This window comes from Actinomycetospora sp. CA-053990 (genome assembly GCF_050948445.1).
Lineage (GTDB): Bacteria > Actinomycetota > Actinomycetes > Mycobacteriales > Pseudonocardiaceae > Actinomycetospora > Actinomycetospora callitridis.
In genome coordinates this window covers 4,075,440-4,097,204 of record NZ_CP192043.1, presented here as the reverse complement: position 1 = coordinate 4,097,204, position 21,765 = coordinate 4,075,440, and the positions used below count along the sequence as shown (strand labels likewise).

Sequence of the window (21,765 nt, the reverse complement as noted above, 5' to 3'; positions counted from 1 at the left end):
CCCTACCCGTGCCGTCGCGGCGTGTAGACCGTGCCGGTGGCGGGCCACCGCGTGCTCGACGACCCGACGATGAGCAGGGTCCGCATGTCGACCTCGCTCGGCACGAGGTCGGCGAGGCGCACGACGCGCACCGACTCCTCCGGCCCGTCGACGTCCCGGCCGACGATCACCGGCGTGGACGGGTCGCGGTACTTCAGCAGCAGGTCGCGCGCCGCCTCGACCTGCCAGGTCCGTGACCGCGAGCCCGGGTTGTAGAGGGCCATCGCCATGTCGGCGTCTGCGACGGCGGCGAGCCGGCGCTCAACGACCTCCCAGGGCTTGAGCCGGTCGGAGAGCGAGATCATCGCGTAGTCGTGACCCAACGGGGCGCCGACCCGCGCGGCCACCGCCTGCGCCGCGGACACGCCGGGGACGACGCGGACCGGGACGTCGGGGTAGTCCCCGGCGGCGACCTCGACCACGGCCGACGCCATCGCGAACACCCCGGGGTCGCCGGACGACACGACGGCCACGCGGTGCCCGGAGCGGGCCAGGTCGAGGGCGAACGCGGCACGTTCGGACTCGACCTTGTTGTCCGAGGCGTGCACGCGCTGGCGGGGGTTCGGGGGGACGCGCGCGGTGTAGGTCGCGTAGCCGACGACGTCGTCGGCCCACGCCAGGGCGGCCGCCGCCTCGGGGGTCAGGCGGTCGCGCGCCCCCGGTCCCAGCCCCACGACGACGACCTCGCCGGGCGTCCGGCCGGCGATGACCTCGGCGGTCTCCGCCCGCGCGGCCGGGGTCGTGTCGGCGTGGACCCGCGAGGGCACGATCCCGACGGAGAAGTACGGCACCGTGCCCGGGTCGACGTCGGCGAGGGCCGCGGTGCGCTCGGTCTCGGTGGAGGCGCGTTCGACGTAGAACGCCTCGTCGAGGCGTCCCGAGGTCGCCAGCGCCGCGCGGACCCCGGTGAACGTGCGGCCGAGCTTCATCACCGCGGCGGCGTCGGTGTCGGCGAGGCGGGCCGCGAGCTCGTCGGGCGGCAGCGTGCCGGGCAGGACGGTGAGCACCTCGTCGCGCTCCACGAGCGGGCGTCCCAGCGACGCGGCGGCCGCGGACACCGAGGTCACACCGGGCACGACCTCGGTGGGGAAGCGGTCGGCGAGGCGCTTGTGGAGGTGCATGTACGAGCCGTAGAAGAACGGGTCGCCCTCGGCGATCACCACGACGTCGCGGCCGGCGTCGAGGTGCGCGGCCAGCCGGGCGGCGGCTTCGGCGTAGAAGGCGTCGAGGCGGCCCTGGTAGTCGTCGGTCTGCTCGGTGGTGACCGGGTAGGTCAGCTGCTCCTCGATCTGCGTGCCGAGGTACTGCGCGACGATCGAGCGCGCGTGCGAGCGCCCGTGCCGCGCGCAGTGGTAGGCGACGACGTCGGCACCGCGCACGAGGTCCACCGCGCGCACGGTCATCAGCGACGGGTCGCCGGGACCCACCCCGACGCCGTAGAGCCGTCCGGTCACGGGGTGCACCCGAGCGCGAGGGCGTTGACGGCACCGACGGTCATCGCCGACCCGCCGCGGCGGCCGTGGACGACGACGTGCTCGAGGGCTGTGCCTTCCCCGCCCGCCCCGAAGCCCACCAGCGCCGCCTTCGACTCCATCGCCCCGACGAACCCGACGGGCAGGCCGAGCACGACCGCGGGGCGCGGGGCGCCTTCCTCGATCATCTCGAGCAGCCGGAACAGGGCGGTCGGCGCGTTGCCGATCGCGACGACGGCGCCGTCGAGCAGGGGGCGCCACAGCTCGAGGGCGGCGGCGCTGCGGGTGGTGCCCATCGCGGCGGCGCGGGCCGGCACCTCGGGGGCGTTGAGCGTGCAGACGACCTCGTTGCCGGCGGGCAGGAAGCGCCGGGTGATGCCGCTGGCCACCATCATCGCGTCGCAGAGCACCGGGGCGCCGGCCTTCAGGGCGTCCTGCGCGGCGGCGACAGCGCCGGGGGAGACCTCGGTGTCGGCGGCGAGGTCGACCATCCCGCACGAGTGGATCATGCGGATGACGACGTCGTGGGCGTCCTCGGGGAGGTGCGCGAGATCCGCCTCCGCGCGGATGATCGCGAACGACCGGCGGTAGATCTCCGGGCCGTCGGCGATGTAGGAGGGGACGGCGGATCTCTCGGTGGGACCGGCGCTCACGGGGACACCCTCCCTGCTCGAACGATCGTGCGGTAGGTGCCGTCCGGCGTGCCCTCGACCACGGCGACCGGACCCGCCGGCGTGCCGCACGCCCGCGAGCACCCGACCCAGTGCGCGTGCAGGAGCCCGCCGGCGCGACCCGTGGCCACGGCGCGGGCGAGGTCGCCGCGGACGTCGGTGTGCGAGCGGGCGCAGCGCGGCGCGCCGACGCAGGCGGAGAGGTGCGACCAGGGGGACGGTCCGGTCTCGACGAGGCCGGCGAGGCGCCGGAGGGCGTCGTCGGGGTCGGCGAGGTCGCGCAGCACGACCGTGCGCCAGGGCGTCACCCGCACCGTGGCGCGTTCGTCGGCGAGGTCGGCGAGCACTCCCGCCGTCGCGGTGTCGATCTCCCCGAGGCGGGGGAGGACCTCGGTGACCTCCGGGCGGGCGTCGTCCCGTGCGGTTACTGGCTGGTATCGCTCGCTGAGCGAGCGATACCAGCCAGTAACGCCCGTGAGGACCCGCTCGGGCCCCACCTCGGCGAGGCGCCAGGCGCCGTCGCGGACCTCGAGGAACGCCTCGACCGCGGCGAGGGCGAGGGCGGCGGGGTCGCCGGTGAGGTCGGTCGGGGTGCCGGCGAGCACGAGCGCCCCGTCGACCACCGTGACGTCGCCGTCGAGGGCGGCCACGTCGCCGGCGCCGTCGTCGAGGGCGACGAGCAGCCGGCCGGGCACGTCGGTGCGCCCGCGCAGCGCGGCGGCGACGGCACGGGCCGCGTCGTCGAGCAGCCCCGAGGGCGAGGCCACGACGCTGCAGGGCACGTCGCGGCCCTGCGCGTCGAGCAGCGCGCCGTCCCCGCCGAGCGCGCGCAGCGTCGCCGCGAGCCGGTCGGCGCCCTCGGCGGTCAGGCCGCGGACCTGCAGCGATCCCCGCGAGGTCAGCTCCAGCGGCGAGCCGCCGGTCGCCGCGGCGTCGGCGAGCACCCGGAGCTCCGCGCCGGTGACGGCACCGCCGACGGGGCGGAAGCGCGCCAGGGCGCCGTCGGCGGCGTCGTGGCGTCGCCAGGCACCCGGACAGGCGTCCGGCACGGTCCGCGGAGTCGTGCGCGGGTCCGTAGGCTCGGCGCCGTCACGTCGTCGGGAGTCGGGCATCGTCGACACAGTATCTAGTCAGATGCTCAGATGAGAGTGCCCGGCGACACGGACCTGCACCCCGGTGCCCGTGTCACGATGTCTGATCAGATGAGGTGTCCGGACTCCCGGGCGCCCGCCACCGACCCCCGGGAGCGCCGGTGCTGCTGCTGCTGTCGACGTCCGACACCGACCTGCGCTCGGCGCGGGCCAGCACCCCGGGGCAGGAGGGTGCCTGGCGCTGGGCGAACCCCGCCCGGGTCGCGGTGGAGGACCTCGAGGCCCTGCTCGAGGGCGTCGACCTCGTCGTCGTGCGCCTGCTCGGCGGGCGCCAGGCGTGGGAGGCGGGCCTCGACGCCCTGCTCGCGCCGTCGCAGCCGCGGCCGGTCGTCGTCCTCGGTGGCGAGCAGAGCCCGGACGCGCAGCTCATGGAGTCGTCGACCGTCCCCGTCGGCGTCGCCACCCAGGCGCACCTCTACCTCGCCCAGGGCGGGTCGGAGAACCTCACGCAGCTGCACCACTTCCTCTCCGACACCGTCCTGCTCACCGGCCACGGCTTCGACCCGCCCGCGGAGATGCCGAACTGGGGCCGGCTCGAGGGCTGGGAGACGCCCGAGGGAGCGAACGGGGAGTTCGCGCGCATAGAAGCAGCGAACGGCGCGTTCGCTGCGAAGGAGGCGCGCCCCCGCGTCGCCATCGTCTACTACCGCGCGCACCACATGGCCGGCAACACCGCGTTCGTCGACGCCCTGTGCCGCGCGGTGGTCGACGCCGGCGGGGTGCCCGAGCCGGTCTTCTGCTCGTCGCTGCGCGCGCCGGAGGACGAGCTCGTCGCGGTGCTCCGGCAGGCCGACGTCCTGGTCACCACCGTGCTCGCCGCGGGCGGGTCGAAGCCCGCGACGGCCAGCGCGGGCGGGGATGACGAGAGCTGGGACACCGGCGCGCTCGCGGCGCTCGACGTCCCGATCCTGCAGGCCCTGTGCCTGACGCGGTCGCGCGAGGACTGGCTCGGCGACGACGACGGCGTGAGCCCACTCGACGCCGCGAACCAGGTGGCCGTGCCGGAGTTCGACGGCCGCGTCATCACCGTCCCGTTCTCCTTCAAGGAGACCGACGCCGACGGCCTGCCCGTGTACGTCGCCGACCCCGAGCGGGCGGCGCGCGTCGCGGGACTGGCGGTGGGCCACGCCCGCCTGCGCCACGTCCCGAACGCCGACAAGCGCATCGCGCTCGTGCTCAGCGCCTACCCGACGAAGCACGCGCGGATCGGGAACGCGGTCGGCCTCGACACCCCGGCCTCGGTGGTGCGGCTCCTCGCCGCGATGCGGGAGTCCGGCTACACCATCGGCGACGTCCCGGGGCTCGACGTCCAGGACGGCGACCTCCTGATCCGCGCCCTCATCGACGCCGGCGGCTACGACCAGGACTGGCTCACCGAGGAGCAGCTCGCCGCGAACCCCGCGCGCGTCCCCGTCGACGAGTACACGGCGTGGTTCTCGGAACTGCCCGAGGACTTCCGCGCCGGCGTCGAGGAGCACTGGGGCGCCGCGCCGGGCTCGATGTTCATCCACGAGGGCGCCATCACCGTCGCCGCCCTCCAGCGCGACAACGTCGTCGTGATGATGCAGCCGCCGCGCGGGTTCGGGGAGAACCCGATCGCGATCTACCACGACCCCGACCTGCCGCCCTCGCACCACTACCTCGCGGCCTACCGCTGGCTGCAGACCACGTTCGGCGCGCACGCGCTGGTGCACGTCGGCAAGCACGGCAACCTCGAGTGGCTGCCCGGCAAGACCGCGGCGCTCTCGGCGTCCTGCGCGCCCGATCCGATCCTCGGGAACCTCCCGCTCGTCTACCCGTTCCTGGTCAACGACCCGGGCGAGGGCACGCAGGCCAAGCGCCGCGCGCACGCGACGCTCGTCGACCACCTCGTCCCGCCGATGGCGCGCGCCGAGTCGTACGGCGACCTGGCCCGCCTCGAGCAGTTGCTCGACGAGTACGCGTCGATCCAGGCGATGGACCCCGGCAAGATCACGGCGATCCGCGGCCAGATCTGGCAGCTGATCCAGGCCGCGAAGCTCGACAGCGACCTCGGCGTCTCCGACCAGCCCGAGGACGAGCGCTTCGACGACTTCGTCATGCATCTCGACGGCTGGCTCTGCGAGATCAAGGACGCGCAGATCCGCGACGGCCTGCACGTGCTCGGCCAGGCGCCGGGCGGGCAGGAGCGCGTCGACATGGTGCTCGCGATCCTGCGTGCGCGGCAGCTGTGGTCGGGCACGAACTCGCTGCCCGGGCTGCGCGAGGCGCTGGGCATGGAGGAGGACGGGAGCACGTCGCGCGCCGACACCGACCGCTTCGAGGAGACCGCGCACTCGCTGGTGCTCGGCATGGAGAAGCGGGCCTGGGCGATCGGCGACGCCCCGGACGTCACGCTCGAGGTGCTGGGCGCCGGCAACGGGACCGTCACCGACATCCTGACCTTCGCCGCCACCGAGGTCGTCCCGCGCCTCAACCGGACCACCGAGGAGATCACCGGGGTCCTGCACGCCCTCGACGGCGGGCACGTGAAGGCCGGGCCGAGCGGGTCGCCGCTGCGCGGCCTGGTCAACGTCCTGCCGACCGGGCGCAACTTCTACTCGATCGACCCGCGCGCGATCCCGTCGCGGCTCGCGTGGGAGACCGGGCAGATGCTCGCCGACTCCCTGCTCGAGCGCTACCGCGAGGACCACGAGGGCGAGTGGCCGACGTCGGTGGGCCTGTCGCTGTGGGGCACCGCGGCGATGCGCACGAGCGGCGACGACATCGCCGAGGCGCTCTCGCTCATGGGCGTCCGGCCGGTGTGGGACGAGGCGTCGCGGCGGGTCACGGGCCTCGAGGTGACGCCGGCCGAGGAGCTCGGACGGCCCCGCGTCGACGTCGTCCTGCGCATCTCCGGGTTCTTCCGCGACGCGTTCCCGCACGTCGTCGCGACGATGGACGACGCGGTGCAGCTGGTCGCGGGGCTCGAGGAGGCCGACGAGGACAACTTCGTCGCCGCCCACGCGCGGGCCGACGCGGCCTCCGGGTCGAGCTGGACCCAGGCGACGACGAGGATCTTCGGCTCGCCCCCCGGCGCCTACGGCGCGGGTCTGCTCCAGGCGATGGACTCCCGCGAGTGGCGCGGCGACGCCGACCTCGCCGAGATCTACACGACCTGGGGCGGGCACGCGTACGGACGCGGGCGCCAGGGTGAGTCGGCGGTCGACGAGATGCGCGCGGCGTACCGGCGGATCGCGGTGGCGGCCAAGAACATCGACACCCGCGAGCACGACATCGCCGACTCCGACGACTACTACCAGTACCACGGCGGCATGATCGCGACGGTCCGCGCGCTCACCGGCGCCGCGCCGGCCGCGTACGTCGGGGACTCGACGCGGCCGGAGAACGTGAAGACCCGGTCGTTGATCGAGGAGACGGCGCGCGTCTTCCGGAGCCGCGTCGTCAACCCGCGCTGGATGGCCGCGATGCGCCGCCACGGCTACAAGGGCGCGTTCGAGATGGCCGCGACCGTCGACTACCTCTTCGGCTGGGACGCGACGGCGGGGACGGTGAGCGACTGGATGTACGGCTCGCTCACCGAGAACTACGTCCTCGACCCCGAGAACCGCGCGTTCCTGCGCGACGCCAACCCGTGGGCGCTGCACGGGATGGCGGAGCGCCTGCTGGAGGCCGTCGACCGTGGGCTCTGGGCCGAGCCCGACCCCGCGATGGTCGAGCAGCTGCGCGAGGCCTTCCTCGAGGCCGAGGGCGACGCGGAGGGCGCCTGACCACCCGTGAGCGGAATTCACGGCTATAGCCGTGAATTCCGCTCACGTAGGCGGTTCGGCCCAGCGGATGAGGGCGATGGCGGCGACCACGAGGACGCCGCCCGCGACCTGCGTGAGCGTGGGGCGCTGGGACACCAGCCACCACGCACCGAGCACGGCGAAGAGCACCTCGCTGAGCCCGACGAACGACGCCAGCCGCGACCCCAGCCGCCCGACGGCGGCGATCCCGGTGAGGTAGGCGAGCGTCGTCGAGAGCGCGGCCACGAGCACGACGCCGACCCACCAGGGCGCGGTCCACCCGGCCAGGGAGATCGGGGTCGTCGTCGCCGTGAGCGGCAGCAGACCGACGGCCCCGACGAGCACGACGACGGCGCTCCCGACGATCGCGCCCCCCGCGGTGAGCACGAGCGCGGGCGGCCCGTTCTCGTCGGAGGCGTCGGCCGACAGGCGGAAGTACGCCGCCAGGCACACCGCGGCGGCCAGGCCCCACAGCACGCCGACGACGTCGAACTCGGCGCCGCGGGCGACGTCGAGGACGAGCACGAGACCCGCCACGGCCAGCGCCGCGCCGAGCAGGGTCGCCGGCGTCGGACGCGCGCCGCCGCGGGCCCACATCCAGCCGAGCAGCAGGACCGGCGCGGTGTACTCGATGAGCAGCGCGACGCCGACCGAGAGGTGGTCGACGGCGTTGAAGTAGCAGACCTGCGCGCCGGCCAGGGGGACGATCCCGTAGACGACGACGGCGCGCAGGTGGCCGGCGCGCGGACGCCACCCGCGGGCCACGACGAGCGCCAGCGGCACCCCGAGCAGGACCGCGGTGCCGGCGAGCCGGCCCAGCGCCACCGCGAGCGGCGACCAGCCGACCGCGAGCAACGCGGCGGCGAACGGCCCGGCGAGCCCGAACGAGAACGCGGAGAGCAGCGCGATCGCGAGGCCGGACGCGGTGCGCGTCGGACGACGGTCGGCTCCGGCACGGCCCATGATCCCCGGATCAGAGCAGCACGATCACCGACACGGCAAGGGCTGGTCAGTAGGGGGCGTACGCCCAGCCCAGCGGCCGCCGGAAGTGATCCACGGGGACGATGCCGACGTGGCCGTGGTCGCTCGACGACACCACGCGGCCGTCGCCCAGGCTCAGCGCGACGTGGCCGTTCGAGGACGTGTCGTAGAAGACCATCGCGCCCCGCGGGGCGTGCCGCCAGTCGCCGTGCTGGTCCTGGGAGTGCCAGTCCTGGATCGCGCTGCCGTAGTGGCCCTGCGTCCCGAACGCGTTCTCGACGGCGCGCTCGCAGTAGCCCTCGTAGCGCGTGGTGCCGATGCGCGACTCGAACCGCTGGATCGCGTCCTCGATCTTCTGGTCGTGCTGGTGGCGGTGCGCGGCCTTGGTCAGCTCCGGGACGGTGGCCGACGCGGACGTCGCGTCGGCGCCGACGGGCGCGACGGACGGGGTCGCGCTGTGCCCGGCGAGCAGGTGCAACTCAGCAGTGGTCGGAGCGGCATCGGGCAGGGCGACGTGCCCGCCGAGCACGGCGGCGCCGACGGCCCCGACCGCGACACCGAGGACGGACGTCATCGGCGAGGGGCGGGGGAGGGCGGGGAGCGGGCCGGCAGCGGTCATGGCGCGGGGACACCTCCGTCGACGGCCGGTCGGGGAGCCGGGGAGCGTGACCGGGCCGTGATGTCAGGAGATTAGCCCACGATTCTGCGGGCGCCACCGCGACGCCCATTCTTTCCACGATTCACGGCAGCTCTTGAACAATTCTTGGGAGAGCGTCGTGTCCGTTTCTAGCTGCCGCAGGACCCGCCGTAGGTGGTGATCTTGTAGTCGACGACGGCCAGGGCCGCCTGAAGGTCACGGAGGCGCACGAGCACGTCGGCGCGGTGCGCCTCGAGCAGCGCGAGGCGTTCCGGCTCGGTCTCCGGGCCCTGCTTGACCAGTTCGACGTAGCGCGCGATCGACGCGATCGGCATGTCCGAGTCGCGCAGCCGCGTGATGAACACGACCCGGCCCACCGCGTCCCGGTCGTAGACCCGGCGCCCGCCCGAGTCCCGCGCGACGTCCACCAGCCCGATCCGCTCGTAGTAGCGCAGGGTGTGCGCCGACAGGCCGGTCAGCGCCGCGACGTCCGCGATCGCCAGGTGCTCGGTGACGTCGAGATCGCGCGTCAGCTCGCCCGTGAGCGGCGGCAGCGCACCCGGCGTCGTCTCGATGAGGTCCCGCAGACGGTCCGTCGTCACGCTCACACCCTCGACCGTAGGACTTCGAGTGCGGTCGAAGGCAAGTGTTCCCGGGCAGGATGGTCGTCGTGAGGGAGGCCACCGACACGTTCACGGCGCAGCGCCCGCGGCTGTTCGGGCTGGCCTACCGCATGCTCGGGTCCGCCCACGACGCCGAGGACGTCGTGCAGGACGCCTGGCTGCGGTGGTCCGGCCACGGCGACGCCGTCGACAACCCCGCCGCCTGGCTGACCACCGTCGTCACCCGCCTGTGCCTCAACCGCCTCGACTCCGCCCGCGCCCGCCGCGAGACCTACGTCGGGCCGTGGCTGCCCGAGCCGATCCTCACGACGGACCCGGCGACCGGGCCGGCCGCGACCGTCGAGGAGCGCGAGTCGGTGTCCCTCGCGCTGCTGACGACGCTGGAACGGCTCACGCCCCCGGAGCGCGCGGTCTACGTGCTGCGCGAGGCGTTCGGGCACAGCCACGCCGAGGTCGCCTCGGTCCTCGACGTCACCGAGGCCGGGTCCCGCCAGCTGCACACCCGGGCCCGCCGGCACCTCGCGACGGCCCCCGCGGCCCGGCCCCGCGCCGACGTCGGGCCGCTGCTCGCGCGGTTCGTCGCCGCGGCCCGGAACGGTGACGTCGCGGGGCTGGAGTCGCTGCTCGCCGCCGACGTCACCGTGTGGTCCGACGGTGGCGGCAAGGTCAGCGCGGCCCGGCGCCCCGTGCACGGCCGGGACGCCGTCGCGCGGTTCCTCGTCGGCATCCTCGGGCCGTCGCGGTGGCGGGGGACCGGCGCGGCCGCGGAGGTCAACGGTGCCCCGGCCCTGCTCGGCTTCCAGGACGGCGAGCTCGTCGGCGTGGTCGCGGTCGACACCGACGGCGACCGCATCCGGGGGGTCCGCGTCCTGCGCAACCCCGACAAGCTCACGTTCCTCGCCGGGCAGGTGTCACGTTCCGGGGAGCTGTCCGGTCGACCTTCCTGACGGGTACCGCACCGAGGTGCCCGACGGCTTCGGGAGGACATCATGACCGTGCTCGTGACGGGCGGGACGGGGAGGCTCGGCGGCGCGCTCGTCGCCCGGCTCGATCGGCCGCGCGTGCTCTGCCGCCGGCCGGGGCCCGGCCGCGTCGTCGGCGACCTGGCGACCGGCGAGGGCCTCGACGAGGCGGTCGCGGGCGTCTCGACGATCGTCCACTGCGCGACGGCCCCGACGGGTGACGCCGCCGCGACCGAGCACCTCGTCGCGGCCGCCCGACGCGCGGGCACCCCGCACCTGGTCTTCGTCTCGATCGTCGGCGCCGACCGCATCCCGCTCGGCTACTACCGGGAGAAGGTGCGCGCGGAGCGCGTCGTCGAGTCCTCCGGGCTGCCGTGGACGATCCTGCGCGCGACGCAGTTCCACGACCTCCTGATGCAGATGTTCACCGCCGCCGCCCGCACCGGACTCCTGCCCGTGCTCGCCGGCACGTCGTTCCAGCCCGTCGCGCCCGACGACGTCGCCGACCGCCTCGCCGATCTCGTCGACGGTCCGGCGCAGGGCCGCGCGAGCGACCTCGGGGGCCCCGAGATCCGGCCGATGGCCGAGCTCGCCCGGGCCTGGCTCGCCGCCTCCGGGCGGCGCCGCGTCGTCGTCCCGCTGCGCCTGCCCGGGGCGATCGCCCGCGGCTACCGGGACGGCGCCCACCTCACGCCGGAGCATGCCGACGGCGTCGTCACCTTCGAGCAGTTCCTCGCGGCCCGGGCGGAGGCCGCGCGATGAGGATCCTGCTCGGCGCCCTCGCGGCGACCCAGTTCGTCGTCGGCCTCTGGGCGCTGTTCCTGCCCGTGGCCTTCTACGAGGCGTTCCCGTACGGCGGAACACCCTGGGTCGCCCTGCTCCCGCCGTACAACGAGCACCTCGTGCGCGACGTCGGCGCCGGCACCCTGGCCATGGGCGTCGCGCTGGCGCTCGCGGCCTGGTGGCTCGACCGGCGGGTGGTGATCACCGCCGTCGTCACGTTCCTGGTCTTCACCGTGCCGCACACGGTGTTCCACTCCTTGCACCTCGAGCACTTCCCGCTGCTCGACGCGGTGCTCCAGCAGACGGGGTTCCTCGTCGAGATCGTCCTGGCCGTCGCGGTGCTGGTGCTCGTCGCCCGGGATCGGCGGGTGGTCCCGGTGGCGTGAGCTCTCCATCTCGATCTCCCGACAGTGTCACCAGTGCTGTCCGCGGCGGAGCGCTCACGGCACTCTCGGGAGATCGACATGGAGAGCCCTCACGGAGACTCCTCACGGCGACCCCGTGAACCCCCGCACGACGTCGGTGATCGCGGCCCGGAGCGCCGCCGTGTCGCGCGGGGCCCCGGCGCCGGCGAGCTGGTCGAACGCGAGGCCGTCGAGGCAGGCGACGAGGTCGTCGGCCCGGCGCTCGGGCTCGGCGATGTCCAGCGCGGCGAGCGTCGCGGCCACGCGCTCGCGCACCCGGGCACCCGCCGCCTGCAGGGCCGCGCCCAGCTCGGGGCGTCGCGTCGACTCCAGCGAGAGCTCCCAGCGGGCCAGGAGGCGTTCCTGGTCGTCGGCCAGCCAGCGCCCGACCGTCGCCACGGCGGCCGCGACGAGACCGTCGACCGTGGTCGGCCCCGCGGGCGCCCCGCTCGCCATCTCGGACAGCGTCCGCGCCGCCATCCGGTCGACGCAGGCCTGCAGGAGCGCGGAGCGGGTGCGGAAGTAGTACGAGCTCGTGCCCTCGGGCAGGCCGGCGGCGCCGTCGACGGCGCGGTGGGTCAGGCCGCGGCTGCCCGCCCGGGCGAGCACCGCGATCGCGGCGTCGGCGAGGACGTCCCGGCGTTCCACCATTCGTCCCCTTCCGTCGGATTCCTCTACAGCCGTAGAGTACGTGCTACTACAGACGTAGAGGAGTGAGGGTCATGGCACGAGCGGTGGTCGTGGGCGCGGGGCTCGGCGGGCTGGCCGGCGCGATCGCGCTGAGCCGGCACGGATGGGACGTCACGGTCCTGGAACGGCGGGCCGAACCTGACGAGGCCGGCGCGGGGATCGCGGTGTGGCCGAACGCGCTGCGGGCGCTGGACGTGCTGGGTCCCGGTGCGACCGGGATCGGCGCGCGGGCCCGGGCCGCGGGCACCGTCGAGGTCGGCGGCGGCATCCGCACGATGTCGGGCCGCTGGCTCGCCCGCACCGACACGGCCGACCTGCGCCGGCGCCAGGGCGACGGGGTCGTCGTGCTGCGGCGCCCCGACCTGCACGCCCTGCTGCGCGCCGCGGCCCCGAGGTCACGACAGGCGTGGGGGTGCGCCGGGTCGACCCCGGCGACGCCACCCGGCCCGCAGTGGTCCACGACGACGCCGGCCGCGAGCACAGCGCCGACCTCGTCGTCGCCGCGGACGGCCTGCGCAGCACGATCCGGGGCGCCGTGTGGCCCGAGGCCGTGCCGCGTCCCACCGGGCAGACCGCGTTCCGGCTCATCGCCGCCCACGACCTGGCCGAGGGCGGCGAGAGCTGGGGGAACGGCGCCCTCGTCGGTCTCGGCCCCCTGCCCGGCGCCCGCACCTACCTCTACGCCGTCGTGCCCACCGCCGAGGTCCCGCGCGCCGACCACCTGCCCTGGCTGCGCGCGCGCCTCGCGGGCTGGCACGACCCGATCCCGTCCGTGCTCGACGCCGTCGAGGGACCGGTGCTCGTGCACGCGCTCGAGGACCTGCGCCCGCCGCGCTCCTGGCACCACGGCCGGATCGCCCTGCTCGGCGACGCCGCGCACGCGATGACCCCGAACCTCGGCCAGGGCGCGGCCCAGGCGTTCCTCGACGCGGTGGTCCTCGGCGAGGAGGCCACCGCCGACCCGGCGTCCCTCGCCGCCTACGAGGCTCGCCGGCGCCCCGGCGCGGAGACCGTGGCGCGCCGCTCCCGCCGCGCGGGCGAGGTGGCCCTCTGGCGCTCGCCGCTCGCGGTGGCCGCGCGCAACGCGCTCGTCGCGGCGCTCCCCGCGGGCATCGCGGCCGCCGGCCTCGACCGATTGCTCGGCACCCCCGACACCCCGCGCCAGGAGGAGATGAGCTCACGAGCACGCACGTCGTCGTCGGCGCCGGCGGCGGGATCGGGCGGGCGGTGTGCGCCGACCTCGTCCGCCGCGGGCTGCCCGTCCGGGCCGTGACGCGGTCGGGCACACCGGTCGAGGGCGCCGAGGCGGTCGCCGCCGACGCAGGAGACGCTCCGGCGATGCGGGACGTCTGCCGCGACGCGGCCGTGGTCCACCACTGCGTGAACCCGCCGTTCACCACCTGGCGGGCCGCGTTCCCGGCGGCGACCCGGGCGCTGCTCGCGGCCGCGGGCGCGGCAGGGGCGCGGCTGGTGTTCGCCGACGACACCTGGATGTACGGCCGGGTCGACGCCCCGATGCGCGAGGACACGACGGTCGCGCCGGTCTCGTCCAAGGGCGTCCTGCGGGCCTGGCTCGCCGAGATGGTGCTGGCCGCGCACGCCCGCGGTGAGGTCGAGACCGTGATCGGGCGCGCGCCGGAGCTGTGGGGTCCGGGCGTCGAGTCGCTCCTGGCCGCCGGGGTCTTCGGCGAGGCTGCGCAGGGCCGGACGGTCCGGTGGCCGGGCGACCTCGACCTCCCGATGACCGCCGGCTACACCCCCGACGTCGGGGCCGCGCTCGTCGAGCTCTCCCTCGCCCCGGCGAGCGCCACCGGCCGGGTGTGGCACACACCGGTGCCGCCGGCGATCACCGGCCGCCAGTTCGTCGAGCGCGTCTTCGCCGCCGCCGGCCACGAGCCCCGAATAGGCCGGATCACCCCGGCGATGGTCGCGGCGATGCGCCTCGTCTCGCCGATCGCGCGCGAGGGTGCGGAGCTGCTCTACCAGTTCGAGCAGCCGTTCCTCGTCGACGACTCCGCGTTCCGGGCCTCGTTCGCCACCCGCGCGACCGACTGGGACGACGGCATCGCCGCGACGCTCGCCTGGTACCGCGCCGACCCCGACCGCACCCGCCGGCGGCTGGTGCCCGCCTGAGGGCCCGTCATCAGCGAGGGCAGAATGCGGGGGTGAGCACGCCCTTGGTCCTCGGCATCGAGACGTCCTGCGACGAGACCGGGGTGGGCCTGGTCTCGGGCGGGGTGCTCCTCGGCGACGCGCTGGCGTCGAGCATGGAGGAGCACGCGCGGTTCGGCGGCGTCGTGCCCGAGGTCGCGGCGCGGGCGCACCTCGAGGCGATGGCGCCGATGGTGCGCACGGCGCTGCAGCGCGCCCAGGTGGACCTCGCCGACGTCACCGCGGTCGCCGTCACCGCGGGGCCAGGCCTGAGCCCCGCGCTGCAGGTCGGGCTCGCGGCGGGCAAGGCGTATGCGCTGGCCGCCGGGGTGCCGCTCTACGCCGTGCACCACCTCGCCGGGCACGCGGCGGTCGACGTGCTCGACCACGGCCCGCTGCCCGAGCGCTGCGTCGCACTGATCGTCTCGGGCGGGCACACGTCGCTGCTCAGCGTCGGCGACCTCGCCCGCGACGAGATCGTGCACCTCGGCGACACCGTCGACGACGCCGCGGGCGAGGCGTTCGACAAGGTCGCGCGCCTCCTCGGCCTGCCCTACCCGGGCGGCCCGGCGATCGACCGCGCCGCCCGCGACGGCGACCCGCGCGCGATCGCCTTCCCGCGCCCGCTGACGGGCCCCTCCGATCCGCCGTGGACGTTCTCGTTCTCGGGGCTCAAGACCGCGGTCGCCCGCTGGGTCGAGGCCCACGACGGGACCTTGCCCGTGCCCGACGTCGCGGCGTCGTTCCAGGAGGCGGTGGCGGACACCCTCGCCCGCAAGGCCGTCGCCGCCTGCGCCGACCAGGGCGCCGACACCCTGCTCATGGTCGGCGGGGTCGCGGCGAACTCCCGCGTGCGCTCGCTGATGGAGGAGCGCTGCGCCGCCGCCGGCCTCACCCTGCGCGTCCCGCCGATCCGGCTGTGCACCGACAACGGCGCGATGATCGCGGCCCTCGGTGACCTGCTGGTGCGCGCCGACGTCGAGCCCGACCCCCTCGACGTGGCCGCCGACCCTCGCGCGCGGCTGACGGGCGCGTTGCTGCACGGGACACGGGCGTTACCCGTGGCGTGAACTCGGGCTGTCGGAACGCTCACGTTGTCGACCGCGGCGGGCCCCGGTACCCGTGGAGGGGTGCCCGGATTCCGCGCCGTCCTCGACGCCGAGCGCTTCCCGCTGCGGCGGTGGCAGGTGCTCGCCGTCGCCGACGACTACGGCGTCGACACGCGCACGCGCACGAAGCTCGAGCAGATCCCCGACCGGCCCTACGTCGACGCCGGCGAGGTCATGATCGCGCTGTCGATGACGCCGACCCACCTGGCGTCGCGCACACCCCTGTGACCGCTCAGGCCCCGGGTGCCGGGCCGACCGCGAGCAGGATGGCGGTCGCGTTGTCGTGCCCGCCGTCGTCGAGGGCCGCGTCGACGAGGGCGAGCGCGCCCGCGTGCACGCCGTCGGCGTCGGTGGGCGTCGTCGCCTGCGGCAGGGCCGCGGCGAGCACGGCGGGGTCGGGCAGGTGGTTCCACACCCCGTCGCTGCACAGCAGCAGGACGCCGGTGTCGTCGAGGGCCCAGCTGCGGTGGCGCGCGACGACGTCCGGGGCGTCGGCCGCGAGCCAGCGGGTGATGACGTGCGCGCGCGGGTCCGACAGGGCGTCCGCCGCGCCGACGACGCCGGCGGCCACCATCTCGGCGGCCCACGAGTCGTCCTCGGTGAGCACCGCCGAGTCCTCGGGCGTCGCGGGGCAGAGCCAGTAGGCACGGCTGTCGCCGACCCAGCTCACCACCGCGCGTTCGGCGTCGAGCACGGCCGCGACGTAGGTGCACGCCGGGGCCTGGCCGGCGCCCGGTGCGAGCGCGGCGACGGCCCGGCGCGCGGCGTCGGCCGTGGTCGCGGCGGCCTCGTCGAGGTCCTGCCCGCCGGCCAGCGCCTCGCGGCCGGCGGCCACCGCGACGTCGCACGCCGCGCGCGAGGCCGTGGCCCCGCCGGGGACGGACGCGACCCCGTCGCACACCACGGCGACGACCACGTCGCCGGTGTCGGTGGCGACGCGGACCAGGTCGAACGCGTCCTCGTTGCGCCGGCGCCGGTGTCCGCGGTCGGTGACGCCGGCCCCCAGCACGATCAGGGCGGCGCCCGCATCAGGGCTCTCGAGGACGTCCTCGGCGTGCTCGACACCGGCGGGACGACGCCCGCAGGCCTCGCAGCGCGCGTCCTCTCCGGTGGTGGGCTCGCCGCAGGCTCCGCAGGACACGGAGGGCGAGACGGACGCGGGCTCGATCGGCACGGGCACTCCTTACACCCTCGGGCCCGGCCGAGCAGCCGCGACGCGGTGACGGAGGACGATCGAAACCCGGAGAGGTCGCCGGGTCGGTGGCTGGAGGGTAGCGGCTCGTCGCGTGGTCAGCGCCAGCCGTAGCCGCTGCGCAGCTCGTCCGCCACGTGCTCGAACGCCCCGGCGGGCATGATCGCGCCCTCGCGGCGGATGCCGTCCTCCGGAATCTCCAGGACGCGGTCGAGGCGGACGAAGGACTCGCGCCCCTCGCGGTCCCACGGACCCGACCCGACGCTCAGCCAGTGCGCGTCGTCGCGGCGGTGGCCCTGGCTCGAGAGCATCAGGCCGAGCAGGTCGCCGCCGCCCTTCGCGCGGGCGACGACGAGCACGGGACGGTCCTTGCCCTGCGAGGCGTCCTCCTCGTAGGGCACCCAGGTCCACACGACCTCGCCCGGATCGGCGGCACCGTCGAGGTCGGGCTGGTAGGAGATCGCGCCGGCGCGCTCGTTCGCCGGTGCGGTCCGCACGCCGCCCGCGGGGGACGGTCCCGGTCGGCCCGGGGGAGGCCCGCCCCCGTCCGGCCGCTGTCCCGGCCGGCTCCGGCCGTCCGTCTGCTTGTTCAGCAGGTCCAGCCCGGCCTGCAACGCCCGCCCCACGAGGTCCCGGAATCCCGCCATGGGGATCAGCATGCCGCGTCGGTCCGCCGGCGCTCTGGCAGGGTCCGGCCGCATGACCGTGCTGGCGCTCGTGGTCGCGGCGTTGCTCGTCGGAGTCGTGCTCGTGGGCGTGGGCGACCGCCTCCGGCTGCCGTGGCCGGTGCTGCTCGTGCTCGTCGGCGCGGGGGCGGCGTTCGTCCCCGGCGTCGACGCCCCGCAGTTCGATCCCGAGCTGATCCTGCCGCTGTTCCTGCCGCCGCTGCTGTTCGCCACCGCGCAGCGGGCGTCGTGGACGGTGTTCCGCGAGCGCTGGCGCTCGGTGCTCTTCCTCGCCGTGCTGCTGGTGGCGGTGACCATCGCCGCGGTGGGCGCCACGGTGGTGTGGCTCGTCCCGGGCATCGCGATCGGCGCCGCCCTCGCGATCGGCGCCGCGGTCGCCCCGCCCGACCCCGTGGCCGTCGAGGCCGTCGCCGGGCCGCTCCGGATGCCGCGGCGGCTGGTCTCGGTGCTGCAGAGCGAGGGGCTGTTCAACGACGCCACCGCGCTCGTCGTGTTCCAGGCCGCGATCGCGGCGACCGTGTCGGGGGAGCCGGCGGGCGCGGGGACCCTGCTGAAGCTGGTGTGGGCGGCGGTGGGGGCGGTGCTCGTCGGTCTCGCCGCGGCGTGGCTCGCCGGGCGCCTGGCCGACCGGCTGACCGATCCCGTCGCCCCGAGCGCCCTGACCCTCGTGCTGCCCTTCGCCGTCTACCTGGCCGCCGACGCCCTGTCGGCCTCCGGGGTGATCGCCGTCGTCGTGGCCGCGCTGCAGACCCGCCAGCGGGCCTCCGCCGACGACGTCGAGCAACGCCTCACCGGCGGGGCGTTCTGGAACGTCGTCGAGATGCTCGTGACCGCGGCCGCGTTCGCACTGATCGGGCTCGAGCTGCGCGCGGTGGTCGCCGACGCCGGCGCAGGGCTCGGCGGGATGGTGGCCGACGCCGCGGTCGTCGCCGTCGTCGTGATCGCGGTGCGGGCGGTGTGGGCGCTCGTCGCGCTCGTGGTGGTGCGCCGCCGCGGTGGTGCCGAGCTCGCCGCACCACGGACCGGCGCCGAGGCCGCGGTGCTGACCTGGTCGGGGATGCGGGGCCTCGCCACCCTCGCGCTGGCCCTCGCCCTGCCGCGCGTCACCGCCGACGGCAGCCCGTTCCCGTTCCGCACCGAGCTCGTGATCATCGCTGCCGGGGTGCTCGTGGCGACCCTCGTCCTGCCGGGCCTGACGCTGCCGCTGCTCCTGCGCTGGCTCGGGGTGCAGGAGGGCGAAGAGGTCGGGCGCGACGCCGAGCAGCGCCTCGCCGGCCGGGCACGCCGGGCGGCGCTCACCGAGCTCGCCGGCCTCGACCGCGGGGCCCTCGGCCTCGACGACGGCGTGGGGGAGGAGGTGCTCGGTGAGCTGCGCGCCCGCTTCGCCCGCCTCGGCGCGGGGGAGGGCGGGCCCGGCGGCGGGATGGGCGGCGCGCCGGGGGACGACGCGGCCGACCGCGCCGACTACGAGCGCCGCCTCGAGGCCCTGCGCCGGCGCCGCGACCAGTGGAACCGGGTGCAGTCGCTCGCCCTCGCCGCCGCGCGCCGCGAGGTGCTGGCCGCCCGCAGCGAGCCGGGCGTCGACCCCGAGGTGGCCGACCGCGTGCTGCGGCGCCTCGACGTCCGGTCGATGGCCTCGCTGCGCTGAGCGTCGGTCAGCGGGGAGCGGTCAGCGGCTGCCGAGCACCCCGCCGAGCGCCTCGACCGCCGGGTCGGTGAGGGCGGCCGCGCGCTTCGGCGTGGTCGTGGTCGTGGTGGTGCGGGGCGCCGCGTCGTGGCTGGCCTGGGTGCGGGAGGCCGCGGCGCCGGCCGCCGGGGTGCTGCTCGTCGGGTCGGCGTCGGTGCTCGACGACGACGCGGCGCTCGACGTGGTGCCGCTCGAGGTGGTGCTGCTCGAGGTGGGCGCCGGGCTGGTGGTCGACGACGTCCCGGTGGGCAGGGGCAGCGACACCGACGGGACGGTGACCGACGGCAGCGGCAGACCCGGGACGAGCGCCGGCGCCGACGGCTCGGTGCTCTCGCTCGGCTCGGAGGACGGCTCCGACGACGGCACCGACGACGACGTCTCCGGGGTCGTCTCCCGCGTCGGCTCCGGGGACGTCTCCGTGGTGGGCGCCCTCGACGAGGTCTCGCGGGGCGCGGAGGACGCCGCGCCGCCGTCGGTCGAGGTGGTCGCGGCGGCGCGCTGCGACGCGGCCGATCCGCGGCGCATCGTCACCGGCTCGTCGTCGCCGCGGGAGCCGCGGTCCTCGTCGCGCGCCTCGGACCGGCCGGAACCGCGCCCGACGAGCGACCCCGGGCCGGGGTCGGCCACGATCTCCGCGGTCGGCGGGGCGAGCGTGGCCGCCGGCGGGGCGGAGGCGGCGACGCTGTCGACGGTCCAGGCCGACGCCACGACGACGCCGCCGGCGAGCAGGACCGCCGCGGCCACGGAGGCGGCGATCACGAGACCGCCGGAACGGGCGAGCACGGGGCTGGGCTCGCGGCCCGGGGTCTCGTCGTGAGCCGCGGCCGCGGTGGCGGCGCCCGCGGTGGCGAAGGTGTCAGTGGTGACGGACGTGTCGGTGGTGGCGTGGAGGAGGCCGGGCAGGCCGAGGCCGGCGAACGGGAGAGGCGCGCCGTTCGCGGGGAGCGTCTCCGCGGCGAGCGCGGCCCGGCGCAGGCCGATGCACACGTTCTCGGCGGGCGGGCGGTGGGCCGGGTCGTCCGCGGTCATCGCCTCGAGGAGCGTGACGATCTCGAAGTCGAGGCCCTCGGGGACCTCGGGACGACGCTCCAGGCGCTCGCGGGCGGCGGCCAGCGGCGCGCCCTCGTACGCCGGGCGCCCGGTGAGCGCCTCGATCATCACGAGGCCCAGGGCGTAGACGTCGGCGGGCGGTCCCACGGTCTCGCCGCGGACCTGCTCGGGCGCGAGGTAGGGCGCGGACCCGACGACGATCCCGGTGTCGGTGATGCGGGGTGCGTCGGCGACGAAGGCGACACCGAAGTCGGACAGGTGCGCCCGCCCGTCGCCGTCGAAGAGGACGTTGCGCGGCGTCACGTCGCGGTGCAGGACGCCCGCCCGGTGCACGTGACCGAGCGCGTCGGCCACCGCCGCCACGGCCAGCAGCGTCTCGGCGACCGGGAGCGGGCCGTCGGCGAGCCGGTCGGACAGGTTGCCGCCCTCGAGCAGCGCCATCACCACGAACGCGCGGCCGTTCACGCCGCCGACGTCGTAGACGGGCACGAGGTTCGGGTGGTCCATCGACGCGGTGAGCGAGACCTCGCGCTCGACGCGCGGGTCGTCGGCCACCGGGAAGATCTTCACGGCGGCGTCGCGGTCGAGGAGGAGATCGTGGGCGCGGTAGACCTCGGAGCACGTGCCCCGGCCGATCAGCTCGCCGAGGGCGAAGCGCTGACCGAGACGCTCGGGCAGGGGTCCCGGCGCAGACGGGGACGCGGACGGATCCGACTGGTCCATCGTCCACCCCCCGTACTCGACTCCGAGTCCCATCCTTCCACCACGCATACCCGGATCGGGCCACTTCGACCTACCGAGTCCACGAATTCGGGTGATCGTGGGCACCCCGTCGCCCGGCCGTCGCCCGCGGATCACTCCCTCCGGGTGATGTGCCCTGCTCGTGTCTCGTCGAGCGTTGACAGAAATTGCAGTGGCGAGTAGAACTTCGACACGTCCGCCCTGCGCAAGGCGGTGCGGACGTACGCAGTGCACGAACTTGAGGACGCGACGGAAGCCGTGGGCGCCGAGAGCCTCGACGACGAGGAGACCCCCGCTCTGACCACCGGTCAGGCAGCGGAGTTCCTGGGTGTGAGGCAGGCGTTCCTCCGGAGTCTGGACGCGGGTCGCATGGTCCGTCCGGATCGTTCCGCCGGCGGGCACCGACGCTGGTCGCGTCGGCAGCTGGCCCTCGCCGCCCGGATCCGCGAGCTGTTCGACGAGGGGCTGACCCTCACCGCGGCCGCGATGGTCGTGTCGCTGCAGGACGAGGTGGCCCTGGTCTCGCGCGAGCGGGATCAGGCCCACGACGAGCTCGATCAGGCCCGACGAGAACTGTCACGGGTCCGGACGGAGCTCGCCGCGGCCCGGGGCGGGACTACCGCCCACCCCGTGCCCTCCGCGCGTACCCACCGTGCGCGCGGGCCCGAAGTGCCCACGACCGCTCTTCGACCGCCCCTGTCGGCCCCTCCACCTCAACGGACCTCCTCCACATGAAGCTCATCGACCACCGTCGGTCACACCGTCCCTTCCTCCGCGCCACCGTCCCGCCGTCCCTGGCCCGGGTCCCGCTCGTGGACCTCTGCTCCTGCCGGCACCCGCGCGAGTCGCACGAGCACTACTACCTCGGCGACCACTGCGCCCAGTGCGAGTGCGCGCATTTCCGCCGCAGCGAGCCGGCGCGAAGCTGAGCTCTCCTCCCGGCCCCGTCACCCCCTGCGGGTGACGGGG

The 21,765-nt window shown here is 75.6% G+C and carries 21 protein-coding genes and 1 pseudogene; 12 read left to right on the top strand and 10 right to left on the bottom strand.

Features of this window, described 5'->3' with window-relative positions:
• Positions 1 to 2: 2 nt before the first annotated feature.
• The 3 genes from ACQPYN_RS21075 to ACQPYN_RS21065 are packed head-to-tail and all read right to left on the bottom strand — an operon-like array spanning position 3 to position 3,231.
• Positions 3 to 1,493, bottom strand: a complete 1,491-nt coding sequence (locus tag ACQPYN_RS21075; protein WP_433027151.1) for a precorrin-2 C(20)-methyltransferase — start codon at positions 1,491 to 1,493, stop codon at positions 3 to 5.
• Positions 1,490 to 2,164, bottom strand: a complete 675-nt coding sequence (locus ACQPYN_RS21070; RefSeq protein ID WP_433027148.1) for a precorrin-8X methylmutase — start codon at positions 2,162 to 2,164, stop codon at positions 1,490 to 1,492. The genes ACQPYN_RS21075 and ACQPYN_RS21070 overlap by 4 nt, the downstream gene beginning before the upstream one ends.
• Positions 2,161 to 3,231 carry a precorrin-3B synthase gene (locus tag ACQPYN_RS21065; protein WP_433027145.1) on the bottom strand — a complete coding sequence of 357 codons (1,071 nt, stop codon included), beginning with the start codon at positions 3,229 to 3,231 and terminating at the stop codon, positions 2,161 to 2,163. The genes ACQPYN_RS21070 and ACQPYN_RS21065 overlap by 4 nt, the downstream gene beginning before the upstream one ends.
• Positions 3,232 to 3,434: 203 nt before the next feature.
• On the opposite strand from ACQPYN_RS21065, the gene cobN reads away from it, so the two are divergent.
• Positions 3,435 to 7,082, top strand: a complete 3,648-nt coding sequence (gene cobN, locus ACQPYN_RS21060; RefSeq protein ID WP_433027142.1) for a cobaltochelatase subunit CobN — start codon at positions 3,435 to 3,437, stop codon at positions 7,080 to 7,082.
• A 42-nt stretch (positions 7,083 to 7,124) separates the two neighbouring features.
• Here the strand turns inward: cobN and ACQPYN_RS21055 are convergent, their stop codons facing one another.
• From ACQPYN_RS21055 to ACQPYN_RS21045, 3 genes are all read right to left on the bottom strand, one after another.
• A complete protein-coding gene (locus tag ACQPYN_RS21055; protein WP_433027139.1) occupies positions 7,125 to 8,063 on the bottom strand; it encodes an EamA family transporter in 939 nt (312 codons plus the stop codon).
• Between the two features lie 46 nt (positions 8,064 to 8,109).
• Complete coding sequence (locus ACQPYN_RS21050; protein ID WP_433027136.1) at positions 8,110 to 8,700, bottom strand: hypothetical protein; 591 nt, start codon at positions 8,698 to 8,700, stop codon at positions 8,110 to 8,112.
• 167 nt (positions 8,701 to 8,867) lie between these two features.
• Positions 8,868 to 9,326 carry a MerR family transcriptional regulator gene (locus tag ACQPYN_RS21045; protein WP_433027133.1) on the bottom strand — a complete coding sequence of 153 codons (459 nt, stop codon included), beginning with the start codon at positions 9,324 to 9,326 and terminating at the stop codon, positions 8,868 to 8,870.
• A gap of 53 nt (positions 9,327 to 9,379) precedes the next feature.
• On the opposite strand from ACQPYN_RS21045, the gene ACQPYN_RS21040 reads away from it, so the two are divergent.
• Genes ACQPYN_RS21040 through ACQPYN_RS21030 form a run of 3 tightly spaced genes read left to right on the top strand, consistent with a single transcriptional unit; the run spans position 9,380 to position 11,472 of the window.
• Entirely contained in the window at positions 9,380 to 10,288 is a 909-nt protein-coding gene (locus ACQPYN_RS21040) for an RNA polymerase sigma-70 factor (protein ID WP_433027130.1), read from the top strand.
• 42 nt (positions 10,289 to 10,330) lie between these two features.
• Positions 10,331 to 11,065 carry an SDR family oxidoreductase gene (locus ACQPYN_RS21035; RefSeq protein WP_433027127.1) on the top strand — a complete coding sequence of 245 codons (735 nt, stop codon included), beginning with the start codon at positions 10,331 to 10,333 and terminating at the stop codon, positions 11,063 to 11,065.
• Positions 11,062 to 11,472, top strand: coding sequence for a hypothetical protein (locus tag ACQPYN_RS21030; RefSeq protein WP_433027124.1), 411 nt, complete (start codon positions 11,062 to 11,064; stop codon positions 11,470 to 11,472). Before ACQPYN_RS21035 ends, ACQPYN_RS21030 begins: the two co-directional genes overlap by 4 nt.
• Positions 11,473 to 11,574: 102 nt before the next feature.
• On the opposite strand, the gene ACQPYN_RS21025 is transcribed toward ACQPYN_RS21030, so the two are convergent.
• Entirely contained in the window at positions 11,575 to 12,141 is a 567-nt protein-coding gene (locus ACQPYN_RS21025; protein ID WP_433027121.1) for a TetR/AcrR family transcriptional regulator, read from the bottom strand.
• A gap of 71 nt (positions 12,142 to 12,212) precedes the next feature.
• On the opposite strand from ACQPYN_RS21025, the pseudogene ACQPYN_RS21020 reads away from it, so the two are divergent.
• The 5 genes and pseudogenes from ACQPYN_RS21020 to ACQPYN_RS21000 all read left to right on the top strand — a co-directional run.
• Positions 12,213 to 12,557, top strand: a pseudogene (locus tag ACQPYN_RS21020) (FAD-dependent oxidoreductase); the annotation flags it as partial.
• A 29-nt stretch (positions 12,558 to 12,586) separates the two neighbouring features.
• A complete protein-coding gene (locus tag ACQPYN_RS21015; protein ID WP_433027118.1) occupies positions 12,587 to 13,453 on the top strand; it encodes an FAD-dependent monooxygenase in 867 nt (288 codons plus the stop codon).
• Positions 13,408 to 14,313: an NAD-dependent epimerase/dehydratase family protein gene (locus ACQPYN_RS21010; protein WP_433027115.1), complete on the top strand. Its 906-nt coding sequence runs from the start codon at positions 13,408 to 13,410 to the stop codon at positions 14,311 to 14,313. The genes ACQPYN_RS21015 and ACQPYN_RS21010 overlap by 46 nt, the downstream gene beginning before the upstream one ends.
• 32 nt (positions 14,314 to 14,345) lie before the next feature.
• Positions 14,346 to 15,401: a tRNA (adenosine(37)-N6)-threonylcarbamoyltransferase complex transferase subunit TsaD gene (tsaD, locus tag ACQPYN_RS21005; protein ID WP_433027112.1), complete on the top strand. Its 1,056-nt coding sequence runs from the start codon at positions 14,346 to 14,348 to the stop codon at positions 15,399 to 15,401.
• A 60-nt stretch (positions 15,402 to 15,461) separates the two neighbouring features.
• On the top strand, positions 15,462 to 15,668 hold the full coding sequence (locus ACQPYN_RS21000; protein ID WP_433027109.1) for a hypothetical protein: 207 nt from the start codon (positions 15,462 to 15,464) through the stop codon (positions 15,666 to 15,668).
• 4 nt (positions 15,669 to 15,672) lie between these two features.
• Here ACQPYN_RS21000 and ACQPYN_RS20995 read toward each other — a convergent pair whose 3' ends face one another.
• Both ACQPYN_RS20995 and ACQPYN_RS20990 read right to left on the bottom strand, forming a co-directional pair.
• Positions 15,673 to 16,614 carry a PP2C family protein-serine/threonine phosphatase gene (locus ACQPYN_RS20995; RefSeq protein ID WP_433027106.1) on the bottom strand — a complete coding sequence of 314 codons (942 nt, stop codon included), beginning with the start codon at positions 16,612 to 16,614 and terminating at the stop codon, positions 15,673 to 15,675.
• Between the two features lie 116 nt (positions 16,615 to 16,730).
• Positions 16,731 to 17,279, bottom strand: coding sequence for a type II toxin-antitoxin system PemK/MazF family toxin (locus tag ACQPYN_RS20990; protein WP_433027103.1), 549 nt, complete (start codon positions 17,277 to 17,279; stop codon positions 16,731 to 16,733).
• A gap of 52 nt (positions 17,280 to 17,331) precedes the next feature.
• Here ACQPYN_RS20990 and ACQPYN_RS20985 point away from each other — a divergent pair, with 52 nt between their 5' ends.
• Positions 17,332 to 18,966 (top strand): Na+/H+ antiporter, encoded by a 1,635-nt coding sequence (locus ACQPYN_RS20985; protein WP_433027100.1) that lies wholly within the window; start codon positions 17,332 to 17,334, stop codon positions 18,964 to 18,966.
• Between the two features lie 21 nt (positions 18,967 to 18,987).
• Here the strand turns inward: ACQPYN_RS20985 and ACQPYN_RS20980 are convergent, their stop codons facing one another.
• Complete coding sequence (locus ACQPYN_RS20980) at positions 18,988 to 20,811, bottom strand: protein kinase domain-containing protein (RefSeq protein ID WP_433027097.1); 1,824 nt, start codon at positions 20,809 to 20,811, stop codon at positions 18,988 to 18,990.
• A 198-nt stretch (positions 20,812 to 21,009) separates the two neighbouring features.
• Between ACQPYN_RS20980 and ACQPYN_RS20975 the strand changes: the two genes are divergently transcribed.
• Together ACQPYN_RS20975 and ACQPYN_RS20970 are read left to right on the top strand one after the other, a co-directional pair.
• Entirely contained in the window at positions 21,010 to 21,531 is a 522-nt protein-coding gene (locus ACQPYN_RS20975; protein WP_433027094.1) for a MerR family transcriptional regulator, read from the top strand.
• Complete coding sequence (locus ACQPYN_RS20970; RefSeq protein WP_433027091.1) at positions 21,528 to 21,725, top strand: hypothetical protein; 198 nt, start codon at positions 21,528 to 21,530, stop codon at positions 21,723 to 21,725. The genes ACQPYN_RS20975 and ACQPYN_RS20970 overlap by 4 nt, the downstream gene beginning before the upstream one ends.
• The last annotated feature ends 40 nt before the right edge of the window (positions 21,726 to 21,765 follow it).